Raw genomic sequence first — 14,113 nt, 5'->3', positions numbered from 1 at the left:
TGGTGCGCTTGAGGTTAGATGAAGAATCGTCGGGAGTGAGAGGGGATTGTTCCGACGTGGGCGCAGCCGAATGGGCTGCGCATCTGCAAGACCGCGAGTGCGATCAGCCTTTCGGTGTGTCGGCGGTGCGGCGGTTGAGTACCGGGTTGCCGTTCTGATTCTGCGTCACATACACCGGCAACACCCTGGGCAGAGAGCCTAGCAGGCTCGACAGGTCGTGGGTGTTGTAACTTCCGCCCAGGCGCATGGCGCCGGTGGCGCTGTCCGCCAGCAGAATGGGTGTTTGCAGGTAGCGATTGATCAGCGGCAGTGCCTGGCTGAGCGGCAGATCATTGAAGATCAGTTTGCCATTGCGCCACGCCAGGCTGGTATCGCGTGCTTCGGTCTGGCTGATCAGTGGAGCGTCGTCGCCCGCCTTGTAAGTGGCCTGCATGCCGGAGGCGAGGGCGTGGCTCGAAGAAGGATGCGCACGATCAGCGTTGATCTGAACCGAACCCTCGACCAGCGTCACGCGCACCTGGTCCTGATACATCCATACATTGAAGCGCGTGCCGGTGACCCTGATGCTGCCTGCGCCGGCATCGACCACAAAGGGGTGTGTGCTGTCGTGGCTGACCTCAAAGAACGCCTCGCCCTTTTTCAGCGTGACGCTGCGTCGATCCCGATAATTGGCATAGGTCAGCTCGGTGCCCAGGTTCAACTCGGCACGGCTGCCGTCCTCGAGCATGACCAGACGTGTGGCGGTATCGGCGTTGTAAGTCTCGTAGGCGTCAGGCAGCCAGCCTTGATGCCAGCCGACGTACCCGGTAATCGGCAGCGCCATGGCAACCACCGCTGCGGCTGCGGCCAGTTTTGCCCAGCGGCGACCGCGACGAGGCCGAACCTGGTCGGGTCGGGCAGCCTGGGCTTGGCGCTCAGGTGCCGGATTGAGCGGTTCGATTTGCCCGGTGATATCCCAGACCTCGAGCATGGCGTTGTATTCGACCGCATGCAGGGGGTGGGACTTCAGCCATTGCTCGAATGCTTTTCGTTCGGCGGCGGTACAGTCCTCTGCATGCAGGCGCATGCACCAATGCGCAGCGGCATCGGTGATCGCGTCGTGTTCTGCATTGCTGAAAAGAGGGTCGCTCATGGGCGCTCCGGCCTATACCTTCGGCGCATTCTACCCTTTGATTTCAGGCAGAGAGAACATTTGCAGGCCATTGCCCATCAAGGGGCTGCGTATTTTCTGGTGAATGCAAGCTGCTCTCATTGAAAACTCCCCGTCGCAGTCTGCCCGCTGCGATCAGGTTATTACCCTTGGGAGTGTCTTTGCACAACCCGCAGCGCTACTCTCGGGGCCTGCCTTCGCCTTGTCATTCTCGCTAGCGTTCTCGATCTACCGCCATGAACAGGAGTTTCAGATGCGCGCCAATTCTGCCGATCAGTCGGCCCGGACCGTTTCCTTTGAGCAACTGACAGATCTGTTGCGCCGAATCTTTGTCGCTCATGGCACCAGCGCGGAGGTTGCCGAGGTGCTTGCCGAGAACTGCGCCAGCGCCCAGCGTGACGGCTCGCATAGCCATGGCATCTTTCGCATCCCCGGCTATCTGTCATCGCTGGCCAGCGGCTGGGTGAATGGCAAGGCTGTGCCGGTGGTCGAGGATGTCGGCGCTGCGTTTGTCCGGGTCGATGCCGGAGGCGGTTTTGCCCAGCCCGCACTGGCGGCGGCCAGAGCCCTGTTGATCGACAAGGCGCGCAGTGCCGGCATTGCGGTTCTGGCCATTCGCAACTCTCATCACTTCGCTGCGTTATGGCCGGATGTCGAGCCTTTCGCCGAACAGGGGCTGGTGGCCCTGAGCATGGTCAACAGCATGACCTGCGTTGTGCCACATGGTGCACGTCAGCCCCTGTTCGGTACCAACCCGATTGCTTTCGCCGCGCCCCGTGCAGGCGGCGAACCCATCGTTTTCGACCTGGCGACCAGCGCCATCGCCCACGGTGATGTACAGATCGCCGCACGCGAAGGTCGATTGCTGCCGGCAGGCATGGGTGTCGATCGCGACGGCCAGCCCACTGAAGAGCCGCGCGCGATTCTCGAGGGTGGCGCGTTGTTGCCGTTCGGCGGGCACAAGGGCTCAGCACTGTCGATGATGGTCGAGCTGCTGGCCGCAGGGCTGACAGGGGGCAATTTCTCATTCGAATTCGACTGGTCGAAGCATCCCGGGGCACAGACACCCTGGACCGGTCAGTTGCTGATCGTCATCGATCCTGACAAGGGCAGTGGTCAGTCGTTTGCACAGCGCAGCGAGGAGCTTGTGCGGCAACTGCATGGAGCAGGGCAGGAGCGTCTGCCGGGGGATCGGCGTTATAGCGAGCGCGCGCAATCGATGGTGCACGGTATCAGCATCGTCGAGGCTGATCTGGAGCGTCTGCAGGCCTTGGCGGGTCATTGACCATTTACAAAATCACTGACCATTCGTCGCGACTGGTCTTGTATCAGCGCGCGGTTCAAAATACTGTATGCATGAACAGTAAAGAACGAATGAGGTCTGTCATGTCCCTTAAGTCAGCGCAAAGCCCGATTGCTCAACAACACCGTACGCTCTCTTCAGTCAACGAAATGCAGCGCGAGGATTTTCTCCGGCTGGCGGCCGGACTGCGCCAGTTCAATGCCTACGAGCCGGAGGTGTCGATCGTCATCGCGGCCGCCCGCGCGGGCGGCGAATACCGCCAGGCCAGCGCGATGGAATAACGTGGCTGATTGCAGCCACGGCACGTCTCGGGTTGATTGTGAGTATACGTAACGTATATGCTTCATATATTCAACTTGAGGTGAATCATGGGTCTGGTAAAAATTTCCGAAAACATGCACGCCAATCTGCGTTCTGCCAGCGTTGCGCTCAGCCGCTCCATCAATGCGCAGGCCGAGCACTGGATGCGTGTCGGTATGCTCGCTGAACTGCACCCGGCGCTGGATTACAGCGAGATCTGCCAGATGCTGATTCGTCTCGAAAATGCCGGTGAGACCGTGCTGACCGCTTCGAACTTCAACGTCTCGGAGCCTTCAGCTTCCAGCCTGTCCAAGGCGGCCTCATGAGCAGCGCTATCGGTATCAAGACCGAACAGGATCTCGTGCAGTTGCGCATAGCCGGCAGACTGGCCGCCGATGTGCTTGCGATGATCACGCCTTACGTCAAGGCTGGTGTCAGCACCGAAGCGCTCGACGACATCTGCAATGAATACATCGTCAAAGAGCTGAAAGTGATTCCCGCGAACGTCGGCTATCACGGTTTTACCAAGACCACCTGCATCTCTCCGAATGCCGTGGTGTGTCATGGCATACCTTCTGCCACCGATATCCTCAAGGAAGGCGACATCGTCAACATTGATGTCGCGGTCATCAAGGATGGCTGGTACGGCGATACCAGCCGGATGTACCTGGTGGGTGAGGTCAGCCCTCTGGCCAGGCGTCTGGTCGAGACGACTTATGAGGCAACCCGCGCCGGTATCCATGCCGTGCGCCCTGGGGCAACCCTGGGTGATATCGGTTATGCCATCCAGAGCGTCGCTCATCGCGAAGGCTTCAGCGTGGTGCGCGAATATTGCGGACACGGCATCGGGCGCAAATACCATGAAGAGCCGCAGGTTCTGCACTACGGTGCGCAGGGCAAAGGCCTCAGGCTGAAACCCGGCATGGTGTTCACCATCGAGCCGATGATCAACGCAGGCAGGGCGGGCACCCGGACATTGCCGGATGGCTGGACGGTTCTGACCAGCGACCTCTCACTGTCTGCGCAGTGGGAGCATATGGTTGCCGTCACCTCGACCGGTTTCGAGCTGCTCACGCCGTGGCCTGATGGCACAGGCAACTACCCCGCCATCTGATCCAGGAGGGGCTGGCAATACATACGAACAATGGCCTTCTCGAAGGCCATTGTTTTGTTAAAGAGGACGATGCTTCAGGCTTGTAGCGAAGACCTTCTCCAATGCACCTGCGTCACGCCGAAACGCTTGGCCTGCAAGGTTGCGACGCTCATCGGGCCTGCGGATATATTACCGCTGACGGTCCCTACGCCTGCATGCAGGGTCGCACAATGCAATGCGTCGCTCTGGCACAGTTGCTTTGCATGATGCAGAAAGCAGTAAGGTTGGCCATTGAACTGATAGTGAATTTCAAATTCCGTTTGATGATTCATCTTCCCTGCCTGCGAATGTGATGATCAGCCTGGCTGTTTTTGGCGTATGCGCGATAAGCAGCTTCCCGATTACGCCCATGATTCTTGAGAGTAGACCGAGAATCTTAGCGTTCATGGCTTGAGTTAACAGTTGTCCGATGAGTGGTTTTGGATTCACTCAAGTGCATCAGTCAATGACCGAGCAATCCATCCGTTTGAGGGCTCGGCCTTTGATCAAGCTTGGTTATTTACACGACTTCAGGTCTACCGGGCCTACAAAATCATTACCACGTCCCATGACACAAGCGACCTGCTGGTTACGCTGGCGCTCCCATGCCTGGGGCGGATAGGTTTTGTCCCAGGCTTGATAGAGCTGTTGGTCCTGGCGCGAGAGACGCAAGTTGTACTGTTTGCTCATGTAGAAGTAGGTGCGCGCGATCATGCCGCGTATCGAGGGGCGAGGCATGACCTTTTTGGCTTTGAAATCCACCTGGGTCAGGCATGAACCGTACTGGCCCTTTTGCTCGGGTATCCAGCCAAAACTGAAGTTGCTGCGGTCACCGTTGACCTCGCCGATACTGGGCACCAGATTGTGCAGGTCTGCTTCGGCGCGTTTGTAGACAGCGTCAGTTCTTGTGCAGTTTTTGCGCCCGCCGTTCTGCCAGCATTGGCGCAGGTGGCCAATCTGCCAGGCAGGCACGATGTGTTCCCATTCAATACGACTGGCGCGTTTGGCGCTCTTGCGCGGCACATAGCCGCAGCCAGCGAGGTCGACCCGATTACCCGTGTATTTACAGCCGCAGTAAAACTCGGTCGACTGCGGCGCATACAGGCCCCAGGCAACTTTCTTGGCTTCGCTGAAGGTGCGCGGGGCTTGTGCCTGGGCGGCGAATGAGGCGGTGATGAGCAGGGTAGTGCAAAGCAGTGAGGAAAATCGAAACGTCATGCCGTCAGTCTTCCTTCGGCAACGTCCAGAAGATTTGCACGCCACCGTCGTCGCGCCAGGCGAGAGTGACATTATCGTTCTCGGCTATTTCTTCAAGCAGTTGCGCCCAGTCGTCTTCTGCCTCGTCCGGCTGACGAAAGAGCAGGGCAGCCCTGGATTTCTGCGCGGTGGGCGAGTTGATGATCTTCTGTACCCGCATGCCCATGCGCTCGTAAGGGCCGGGAGTGGAGGGGGTCGCTGCGCTTTGTTTTGCCACGGAAAAAGGTCCCTGAATATTGCTGTACGGGCATACAGTATTTGAGTGTCGGATCTTTCGCAACATCTATGTAAGATAAAGCGCTCGAAGTGGCACACTATTGCCTTGAAAAAAACCTGACGTTTCCGGAGTCACGCATGAATATCAAGTCACTGGCATTTCCGTTACTGGCCTCGGCAGTTGTGCTGCTGGCAGGCTGTTCCACGCCCTCGGTCGTCACGCTGCAAAACGGCACTCAGTATGTGACCAAAGACATGCCCAAGACCAAGACGCGCGACGGTTTCTACGAGTTCGAGGATATCTCCGGCAAGACAATCCGGATCAAGGCCGATGATGTGGCGACGGTCAAACCTGAAGAGTGAGACCCGACTTATCGTGACGCCCGTTCCCCGTGCTAGCGGGGAAGGGCAGCTCGGGAAGATTTAATTTCCGGTGGATTGACAAAGGCTGCAGCTTTTTCCATAGTTCGCTCCTCGCAAACGTTTGCGCGGCGATGCCCGGCATCGATTCTGCGCCGTTCGCCCGAACAATAATCACAAGATCGGAGATGAACTCATGAAGCTGCCATTCGCTGGACGCCTTCTCGCTGTCGCCATGTTTGCTGCCGTCACGGCAGTCATGCCCCTCTCTACCGTCTATGCCCAGACGCCTGAAAAACCCAAGGTCGCACTGGTCATGAAGTCATTGGCCAACGAGTTCTTCCTGACCATGGAAGACGGTGCCAAGGCCTACCAGAAAGAACACGCCACCGAATTCGACCTGATCTCCAACGGGATCAAGGACGAGTCCGACACGTCGGCACAGATCCGCATCGTCGAACAGATGATCGCCTCCAACGTGAATGCGCTGGTGATCGCGCCCGCCGATTCCAAAGCGCTGGTACCGGTGCTCAAGAAAGCCACGGATGCCGGAATCAAGGTCGTCAACATCGACAACCAGCTCGATGTCGACGTGCTCAAAAGCAAGAACCTGCAAATCCCCTTCGTAGGGCCTGACAACCGCAAGGGGGCCAAGCTGGTGGGCGACTATCTGGCCAAGAAACTGACCGCTGGCGACGAGGTGGGCATTATCGAAGGTGTGTCGACCACCAATAACGCTCAGCAACGCACCGCCGGTTTCAAGGACGCCATGGACGAAGCGAAAATGAAAGTGGTGTCCACGCAGTCCGGTAACTGGGAAATCGACAAGGGCAACGCTGTGGCCTCGGCGATGCTCAATGAATACCCGAACCTGAAAGCCCTGCTGGCCGGCAATGACAGCATGGCACTGGGCGCCGTCTCTGCAGTACGTGCGGCAGGCAAGGCTGGCAAGGTCATGGTCGTGGGCTACGACAACATCAATGCGATCAAGCCGATGCTCAAGGATGGCCGGGTTCTGGCCACAGCCGATCAGTACGCAGCCAAGCAGGCGGTCTTCGGCATCGAAGCTGCGCTCAAGCTGGTCAAAGGCGAGAAGGTCGATACCAACGACAAGGGCGTGATCGAAACGCCGGTGCAGCTCGTTACTCAACCTTGATCCACGCCGTGTAAAGGTGCCCGTCCGCAGAGGACGGGCGCTGGGAGAAATGTATGTCAGCGTCTGCTCAGACAGCTGTTCTTTCGGTCAGTGGCATCGGCAAAACCTACGCACAGCCCGTACTCGGTGACGTCGACCTGACGTTGATGCGTGGCGAAGTGCTGGCCCTGACCGGGGAAAACGGTGCCGGTAAAAGCACCTTGTCGAAAATCATCGGCGGGCTGGTAACGCCTACCACCGGAAACATGGAATTCCAGGGCCAGCCTTATCAGCCGGCAAGTCGTACCCAGGCTGAAAAACTCGGCATTCGCATGGTCATGCAGGAACTCAACCTGCTGCCGACCCTGACCGTGGCCGAAAATCTGTTTCTTCATGACCTGCCCCGTAGGGCCGGCTGGATCGACCGCAAGCGCTTGCGCGAAAACGCGACCGAGGCCATGGCCCAAGTGGGGCTGGACGCGATTGATCCCGACACGCTGGTCGGCGAATTGGGCATCGGTCATCAACAGATGGTCGAGATCGCCCGCAACCTGATCGGCGACTGTCACGTGCTGATTCTCGACGAACCCACTGCCATGCTCACCTCGCGCGAAGTGGAAATGCTCTTCGAGCAGATCACCCGGCTGCAGGCGCGTGGCGTCTCGATCATCTACATATCCCATCGGCTTGAAGAGCTGGCCAGGGTGTCCCAGCGCATCGCCGTGCTGCGCGATGGCAAGCTGGTGTGTGTCGAGCCGATTGCCCGATACAACAGTGAGCAACTGGTGACCCTGATGGTCGGCCGTGAGCTCGGCGAGCATATCGACATGGGCGCCCGGCAGATTGGCGAGGTGGCGCTGTCGGTCAAGGGGCTCGGTCGCGCCGGCAAGGTTCAGGATGTCTCCTTCGACGTGCGTCGAGGTGAAATCTTCGGTATTTCCGGGCTGATCGGTGCCGGGCGTACCGAGTTGTTGCGCCTGATCTACGGTGCAGACGTTGCCGACAGCGGTGACATCGAAGTCGGAAGGCCGCTGCAGAAGGTCAGCATTCGCTCGCCATCCGACGCAGTGGAGCAGGGTATCGCGCTGATCACGGAAGACCGGAAGAGCGAAGGCCTGCTGATGTCGCAATCGATCAGCGCCAACATTGCGCTGGGCAACATGCATTCGATTTCCAGCGCGGGCTTGGTCAACAGCGATGATGAGCTGAAACTGGCGCAGCGCCAGGTGGCGGCCATGCGCATTCGCAGTTCCAGTCCGGGCCAATTGGTCTCCGAGCTGTCGGGTGGCAATCAGCAGAAGGTGGTGATCGGTCGCTGGCTGGAACGTGACTGCACGGTAATGCTGTTCGACGAGCCGACACGGGGCATCGACATCGGTGCCAAGTTCGATATCTACGCGCTGCTGGCCGAACTGACCCGTCAGGGCAGGGCGCTGGTGGTGGTTTCCAGTGATCTGCGCGAGCTGATGCTGATCTGTGATCGTATCGGCGTGCTGTCTGCCGGTCGCCTGATCGACACGTTCGAGCGCGACAGCTGGACCCAGGACCAATTGCTGGCCGCTGCCTTCGCCGGTTATCAGAAACGTGACGCGCTGCTCAATGATGCGGCGCCCAGGAACGACTCATGAAAAATACTCCTTCTCCGACGCTGACCGCGCCGGTCCGTCGCGGCGGCAACTACCTTGGCCTCGGTACGTACATCGGGCTGGCCGGTGCGTTGCTGGTGATGATCGTACTGTTCTCGCTGCTCAGCGATCACTTCCTGTCCTACCAGACCTTCAGCATGCTGGCTAACCAGATCCCGGACCTGATGGTGCTGTCGGTCGGCATGACGCTGATCCTCATCATCGGCGGCATCGATCTGTCGGTCGGCTCGGTGCTGGCCCTGGCTGCTTCGGCGGTCAGTGTGGCAATCCTCGGCTGGGGCTGGAGCGTGTTTCCGGCTGCGTTACTGGGCATTGCCTGTGCGACGCTGGCGGGTACGATCACCGGTTCGATTACGGTTGCCTGGCGCATCCCTTCGTTCATCGTGTCTCTGGGCGTGCTGGAAATGGCCCGTGGCGCGGCCTATCAGATGACCAATTCGCGTACCGCCTACATCGGTGATTCGTTCGCCTGGCTGTCCGATCCGATTGCCTTTGGCATTGCGCCGTCCTTCATCATCGCGTTGCTGGTCATCTTCGTCGCTCAGGCGGTACTGACCCGCACCGTTTTCGGTCGCTACCTGATCGGCATTGGCACCAACGAAGAGGCCGTGCGTCTGGCGGGTATCAATCCCAAGCCTTACAAGATTCTGGTGTTCTCGCTGATGGGGCTGCTGGCCGGTGTTGCGGCACTGTTCCAGATATCCAGGCTGGAAGCGGCCGACCCTAATGCCGGTGCCGGGCTCGAGCTGCAGGTCATTGCGGCAGTGGTGATCGGCGGTACCAGCCTGATGGGCGGTCGCGGTTCGATCATCAGCACCTTTTTCGGTGTGCTGATCATTTCTGTGCTGGCCGCAGGCCTGGCGCAGATCGGTGCGACCGAGCCGACCAAGCGGATCATCACCGGTGCGGTGATCGTGATCGCTGTGGTGCTGGACACCTATCGCAGCCACCGGGCTCGGCGCCAGGGCTGATATGGCAACCATCAAGGATGTCGCGGCCCTTGCGGGTATCTCGTACACCACGGTTTCCCACGTGCTGAACAAGACCCGGCCGGTCAGCGAGCCGGTCAGGCTCAAGGTCGAAGCCGCCATTGCACAGCTCGATTATGTGCCCAGTGCAGTGGCGCGTTCGCTGAAGGCCAAGACCACCTCGACCATCGGTCTGTTGATTCCCAACGGTATGAACCCGTACTTCGCCGAGTTGGCGCGGGGCATCGAGGATTACTGCGAGCGCAATGGTTTTTGTGTGATCCTCTGCAACTCCGATGACAATCCGGAGAAACAGCGTGGTTATCTGCGCGTGCTGCTGGAAAAGCGCGTGGACGGTCTGATTGTCTCTTCAGTCGGTGGTGATGCCGGTGTTGCAGGCGGACTTGCCGAGGTCCGTACGCCGCTGGTGATCGTTGACCGGGAACTGGACGGTATCGATGCCGACATGATCCGTATCGACCATGAGCAGGGCGCTTATCTGGCGACTCGGCACTTGCTGGACCTGGGGCATCGCGCCATTGCCTGTATCGGCGGGCCAGTTCACAGCACAGTGGCCGAGATGCGTCTGGCGGGTTATCGGCGCGCCCTGCAGCAGGCGTCCGTTCAGGTCCGGGCCGAATGGTCGCTGCACAGTGAGTTCACCAGCTCTGCCGGTCATGAGGCCGCGTGCCAGCTGCTGGCAGAACGCCCGCCGACCGCGATTTTTGCCGGCAACGACGTGATTGCCATCGGTGTGCTGCGCGCCGCCGCCGAGCGCTTGATTCGCGTGCCTCAGGACCTGTCGGTGATCGGTTTCGATGATATCCAGATGAGTCGCTACGTTTATCCTGCGCTCACCACCGTGGGGCAGTCGATCATGCAATTGGGCGAAACCGCTGCAGAAATGCTGCTGAGCAGAATCACCACACCCCATGGGCTTCCTGCCGAAAAAAGACTCGTGACGCCCAGCGTCGTGGTGCGCGAGTCCACGGCAGCGCCAAACATTTTGTCCAACGAATGACGCGCACGTACAGCAACGGATTAATGAGCCATGCAAGCAAAAATAGTGATAGTGGGCAGTCTGAACATGGATCTGGTCATCCGCGCCCAGCGTTTGCCGCGTCCCGGCGAGACCTTGAGTGGGGAAACATTCGACACCGTGCCGGGCGGCAAGGGTGCGAATCAGGCGGTCGCTGCGGCACGTCTGGGCGCCAGCGTGGCGATGATCGGTTGTGTCGGGGCCGATGCCTACGGCGAGCAACTTCGCGCAGCGCTACTGGCCGAGCAGATTGATTGCCAGGCGGTGACCGTCGTTGAGGGTGTGTCCACCGGTATCGCCTCGATCGTGGTCGACGCCAACAGTCAGAACGCCATTGTCATCGTGGCCGGTGGCAATGGTCGGCTCAGTCCGGCATTGATCGAGCGCTTCGACACGCTGCTGGCGGATTCACAAATCGTCATCTGCCAGCTCGAAGTGCCGACCGAGACCGTTTTCCATACCCTGGCCCGCGCCCGTGCGCTGGGCAAGACCGTCATTCTCAATCCTGCGCCGGCCAGCGAGCCCTTGCCGGCAAACTGGTATGCCCTGATCGACTACCTGATACCCAACGAAAGCGAAGCGCAGACCCTGACCGGTGTGAACGTTGACTCACCGGCGGCCGCTGAAAACGCGGCTTCGGCGATGCTGACGGCCGGCGCGCGCAACGTGATCATTACCCTCGGCGAGCGCGGAACCCTGTTCGCCAATGCGTCTGGCATGGAGCATATTCCAGCGCGTCGTGTGCAGGCCGTGGACACCACCGCTGCAGGTGATACCTTTGTCGGCGGTTTTGCGGCGGCGCTGTCCGCAGGCCATGACCAATTGCAGGCAATTCGTTTCGGTCAGGCTGCGGCGGCCATCTCCGTCACCCGAGCGGGTGCCCAGCCGTCCATCCCGACGTTTGAGGAAGTACAGGAATTCAATTCGCTATGAAAAAGACCCCGCTACTCAATATTGCCCTGTCTCGCGTGATTGCATCGCTGGGCCACGGCGACATCCTGATGATCGTCGACGCCGGCATGCCAGTACCGGCAGGCGTCGAACTGATCGACCTCGCGCTGACCCGCGGTGTGCCGGATTTCATCAGTGTGCTGGATGTCGTGCTGAGTGAAATGCAGGTTGAAAGCCATGTGCTGGCCAGCGAAATGGCCGAGGTCAAGCCACCTGCGCTGCAGGTGATCGAAAGCCTGAATCTCGACGACCAATTGGGGCAACAACGCTGGATAAGCCATGAAGACCTCAAGGTCTTGAGTCGCAAGGCCAAGGCAATCATCCGTACCGGAGAATGTCAGCCGTACAGTAATGTGGCGCTGGTGTCCGGAGTCGTCTTCTAGTTATTCAAGAAAGGGAGTTTCATATGACATTGATACAGTTTTCCAGACAGTTCATTCGTGGAGCGTTGCTCTTGTCCATTCTCGGTACTGCTGCTGCACAAGCGGCTGAAAAGCGCGATCTGATCATTGATACCGATCCAGGTGCGGACGACGTCGTTGCGTTGTTGCTGGCGCTGGCGTCACCTGAAGAGCTGAACGTCATGGCTATCACCACGGTGGCCGGCAATGTGCGGCTCGACAAGACCTCGCGCAACGCCAGGCTGGCGCGGGAGTGGGCCGGGCGCGAAGAGGTGCCTGTGTATGCCGGTGCGCCCAAGCCGCTGGTGCGTACACCGATCTATGCCGAGAACGTTCACGGTCAGGAAGGTTTGCCGGGTGTGCCCGTGCATGAACCCGCCAAGGGGCTGGCCGAAGGCAATGCCGTCGATTACCTCATTCGCACCCTGAGCAAGGCCAAGCCGCACAGCATCACCATCGCCATGCTCGGCCCGCAGACCAACCTGGCGCTGGCGCTGGTGCAGGCTCCGGAAATCACCCAGGGCATCAAGGAAGTGGTGGTCATGGGCGGCGCGCATTTCAACGGCGGTAATATCACTCCGGTTGCCGAATTCAATCTGTTCGCCGACCCGCACGCCGCGCAGATCGTTCTGGCCAGTGGTGTGAAGCTGACGTACGTGCCGCTGGATGTGACCCACAAGATTCTCACCAGCGAACAGCGCCTCAAGCAGATCGCCGCATTGGGCAACAATGCTGGCAAGCTGGTGGACGGCATTCTCAATGAATACGTCAAGCTGGACATGGAGCATTACGGTTTGCCCGGCGGACCGGTACACGATGCCAGCGTGATTGCCTGGCTGCTCAAGCCCGAGTTGTTTTCCGGAAGGCAGATCAACGTGGCGGTAGACACTCGTGAAGGGATCGGTTTCGGTCAGACAGTGGCCGACTGGTACGGCACACTCAAGCAGCCGCAGAACGTATTCTGGGTCGAGAACGGCGACGCTCAGGGGTTCTTCGATCTGCTGACCGAGCGTCTGGCGCGTCTCAAGTAATCCCGCATCCTGAAGCCGCGTGTCAGGCGGGCAGTCCCGCTGCGGCATAGCGGCTCAGCACCTGGCTGATGAAGGCACGGGCACCCTCGGTGCCCAGTTCCTTGATCAGCAGGTCGACTGCGATGATCATCAGTTCTTCCGGGTTCCCCGGGCTGTGCGAGCAGTGGCCCTGAGGCCATCTGGCCTTGATGTCCGCGTCTAGGGTTATGGCTGTCATGTCTGTCTGATCTCCAGTGAAGGGTCACGCACACGTTGCTCGCTTCCCGGCGCTTGTGTCTCTGGCAGTAAACCATCCCGCGCGTATTTTGACACTTCTACTTACATATGATCCTGATAGCCCGGTTCAATGAACTCCGGCGATAAACGTTTTGTGACGATTTCCTCGCGCGTCCTGTGTCATGCCAAGGCAGACTCCCGTTCCAGACAGATCAACAGGTTACGCAAGGCATCTCGGTCGAACCGTGCAACCAACGCGCCCAGGCGCGGTCGGACAGGTCTGGAAACGTTCATTGGCAGAGGAGGGTGTATGCCCCGGAAATTCGCAACATTGGGTTTTATGGTCGTGGCTTCATTGATGGCAGGCTGCAGCAGTACGGCTTCTGATAGCAGTGCCAGTGCTGAAGCGCCCGTCAAGGCCGACGCGCCAGCCAGCAACGCGATACCTGGCCGCTGTGATGCAGGGCTTGCCCAGTTCGCCATTGGCAAGCAAGCGTCCATAGACCTCCTTTCTCAAGTCCGCGCCCGTTCCGGTTCGCAGGATGCGCGCATTCTCGGTCCTGACGACATGGTCACGCTGGAATACCGATCCGAGCGAGTAAACGTCAATACCGATGCTTCGGGTGAGGTCACCCGTATCAATTGCGGCTGAGCCGGTACTTTCTTTTACGCATAAAAAAACCCCGTCAGTGACGGGGTTTTTTTTGTGTCAGGTGAATCAGGCCACCTGAACTTCTTCTGCTTGCATGCCTTTCTGGCCTTTAGCAGCAACAAAAGTAACGGTCTGGCCTTCTTTCAGGCTTTTGAAACCGTCGCTCTGGATTGCTTTGAAGTGTACGAACAGGTCGTCACCGCCACCTTGTGGAGTGATAAAGCCGAAGCCTTTTTCATCGTTGAACCATTTTACGGTGCCGGTTTGGCGATTAGACATGGTGTATCTCCAGAAACATAATTTTCAGTAACGTGCTGCTCAGGCCAACTGGGCACACCGGGCTATCATAGTCGAAA

General features: G+C 59.1%; 19 protein-coding genes. 13 read left to right on the top strand and 6 right to left on the bottom strand.

The annotated features are described in order from the left end of the window. Window positions 1-103: 103 nt before the first annotated feature. Window positions 104-1,132: a FecR family protein gene (locus tag P406_RS08365; RefSeq protein WP_046235929.1), complete on the bottom strand. Its 1,029-nt coding sequence runs from the start codon at window positions 1,130-1,132 to the stop codon at window positions 104-106. A 271-nt stretch (window positions 1,133-1,403) separates the two neighbouring features. On the opposite strand from P406_RS08365, the gene P406_RS08360 reads away from it, so the two are divergent. From P406_RS08360 to map, 4 genes are all read left to right on the top strand, one after another. Then, window positions 1,404-2,435 carry an Ldh family oxidoreductase gene (locus P406_RS08360; RefSeq protein ID WP_046235928.1) on the top strand — a complete coding sequence of 344 codons (1,032 nt, stop codon included), beginning with the start codon at window positions 1,404-1,406 and terminating at the stop codon, window positions 2,433-2,435. Window positions 2,436-2,536: 101 nt separating this feature from the next. Continuing rightward, window positions 2,537-2,734, top strand: coding sequence for a hypothetical protein (locus tag P406_RS08355; protein WP_003416217.1), 198 nt, complete (start codon window positions 2,537-2,539; stop codon window positions 2,732-2,734). Window positions 2,735-2,821: 87 nt separating this feature from the next. Continuing rightward, window positions 2,822-3,079, top strand: a complete 258-nt coding sequence (locus P406_RS08350; protein WP_003346037.1) for a ParD-like family protein — start codon at window positions 2,822-2,824, stop codon at window positions 3,077-3,079. Next, a complete protein-coding gene (gene map, locus P406_RS08345; RefSeq protein WP_003416218.1) occupies window positions 3,076-3,867 on the top strand; it encodes a type I methionyl aminopeptidase in 792 nt (263 codons plus the stop codon). The genes P406_RS08350 and map overlap by 4 nt, the downstream gene beginning before the upstream one ends. 74 nt (window positions 3,868-3,941) lie before the next feature. Here the strand turns inward: map and P406_RS08340 are convergent, their stop codons facing one another. The 3 genes from P406_RS08340 to P406_RS08330 form a co-directional block, all read right to left on the bottom strand. Next, a complete protein-coding gene (locus P406_RS08340; protein ID WP_032698234.1) occupies window positions 3,942-4,178 on the bottom strand; it encodes a DUF6555 family protein in 237 nt (78 codons plus the stop codon). A 223-nt stretch (window positions 4,179-4,401) separates the two neighbouring features. Continuing rightward, window positions 4,402-5,103: an endonuclease gene (locus P406_RS08335; RefSeq protein WP_003416219.1), complete on the bottom strand. Its 702-nt coding sequence runs from the start codon at window positions 5,101-5,103 to the stop codon at window positions 4,402-4,404. Window positions 5,104-5,107: 4 nt separating this feature from the next. After that, complete coding sequence (locus P406_RS08330; RefSeq protein WP_003416220.1) at window positions 5,108-5,359, bottom strand: DUF1654 domain-containing protein; 252 nt, start codon at window positions 5,357-5,359, stop codon at window positions 5,108-5,110. A 137-nt stretch (window positions 5,360-5,496) separates the two neighbouring features. Between P406_RS08330 and P406_RS08325 the strand changes: the two genes are divergently transcribed. The 8 genes from P406_RS08325 (at window position 5,497) to P406_RS08290 (ending at window position 12,889) form a co-directional block, all read left to right on the top strand. Further along, entirely contained in the window at window positions 5,497-5,721 is a 225-nt protein-coding gene (locus P406_RS08325; protein WP_003315580.1) for a YgdI/YgdR family lipoprotein, read from the top strand. Window positions 5,722-5,914: 193 nt separating this feature from the next. After that, window positions 5,915-6,874 (top strand): sugar ABC transporter substrate-binding protein, encoded by a 960-nt coding sequence (locus P406_RS08320; protein ID WP_003423786.1) that lies wholly within the window; start codon window positions 5,915-5,917, stop codon window positions 6,872-6,874. A gap of 53 nt (window positions 6,875-6,927) precedes the next feature. After that, complete coding sequence (locus P406_RS08315) at window positions 6,928-8,481, top strand: sugar ABC transporter ATP-binding protein (RefSeq protein ID WP_046235927.1); 1,554 nt, start codon at window positions 6,928-6,930, stop codon at window positions 8,479-8,481. After that, on the top strand, window positions 8,478-9,470 hold the full coding sequence (locus P406_RS08310; RefSeq protein ID WP_016567902.1) for an ABC transporter permease: 993 nt from the start codon (window positions 8,478-8,480) through the stop codon (window positions 9,468-9,470). Before P406_RS08315 ends, P406_RS08310 begins: the two co-directional genes overlap by 4 nt. A 1-nt stretch (window position 9,471) precedes the next feature. Next, on the top strand, window positions 9,472-10,488 hold the full coding sequence (locus P406_RS08305; protein WP_046235926.1) for a LacI family DNA-binding transcriptional regulator: 1,017 nt from the start codon (window positions 9,472-9,474) through the stop codon (window positions 10,486-10,488). Window positions 10,489-10,518: 30 nt separating this feature from the next. After that, window positions 10,519-11,439 (top strand): ribokinase, encoded by a 921-nt coding sequence (gene rbsK, locus P406_RS08300; protein ID WP_004410167.1) that lies wholly within the window; start codon window positions 10,519-10,521, stop codon window positions 11,437-11,439. Beyond that, window positions 11,436-11,840, top strand: a complete 405-nt coding sequence (gene rbsD, locus P406_RS08295) for a D-ribose pyranase (RefSeq protein WP_003320864.1) — start codon at window positions 11,436-11,438, stop codon at window positions 11,838-11,840. The genes rbsK and rbsD overlap by 4 nt, the downstream gene beginning before the upstream one ends. 23 nt (window positions 11,841-11,863) lie before the next feature. Beyond that, window positions 11,864-12,889: a nucleoside hydrolase gene (locus P406_RS08290; RefSeq protein ID WP_046235925.1), complete on the top strand. Its 1,026-nt coding sequence runs from the start codon at window positions 11,864-11,866 to the stop codon at window positions 12,887-12,889. A 22-nt stretch (window positions 12,890-12,911) separates the two neighbouring features. On the opposite strand, the gene P406_RS08285 is transcribed toward P406_RS08290, so the two are convergent. After that, window positions 12,912-13,106, bottom strand: coding sequence for a hypothetical protein (locus tag P406_RS08285; RefSeq protein WP_011267467.1), 195 nt, complete (start codon window positions 13,104-13,106; stop codon window positions 12,912-12,914). A 309-nt stretch (window positions 13,107-13,415) separates the two neighbouring features. Here P406_RS08285 and P406_RS08280 point away from each other — a divergent pair, with 309 nt between their 5' ends. Beyond that, on the top strand, window positions 13,416-13,757 hold the full coding sequence (locus P406_RS08280; RefSeq protein WP_046235924.1) for an I78 family peptidase inhibitor: 342 nt from the start codon (window positions 13,416-13,418) through the stop codon (window positions 13,755-13,757). Between the two features lie 66 nt (window positions 13,758-13,823). Here P406_RS08280 and P406_RS08275 read toward each other — a convergent pair whose 3' ends face one another. Next, the gene (locus tag P406_RS08275) at window positions 13,824-14,036 is read right to left on the bottom strand and encodes a cold-shock protein (protein ID WP_003315566.1); all 213 of its coding nucleotides are present in this window, start codon (window positions 14,034-14,036) and stop codon (window positions 13,824-13,826) included. Between the last annotated feature and the right edge of the window lie 77 nt (window positions 14,037-14,113).

Source organism: Pseudomonas syringae pv. coryli str. NCPPB 4273 (assembly GCF_000972175.1).
GTDB classification, from domain to species: Bacteria; Pseudomonadota; Gammaproteobacteria; order Pseudomonadales; family Pseudomonadaceae; genus Aquipseudomonas; species Aquipseudomonas syringae.
The sequence above is the reverse complement of the archived record's forward strand: the minus strand, read 5'-3'. Positions and strand labels throughout refer to the sequence as shown.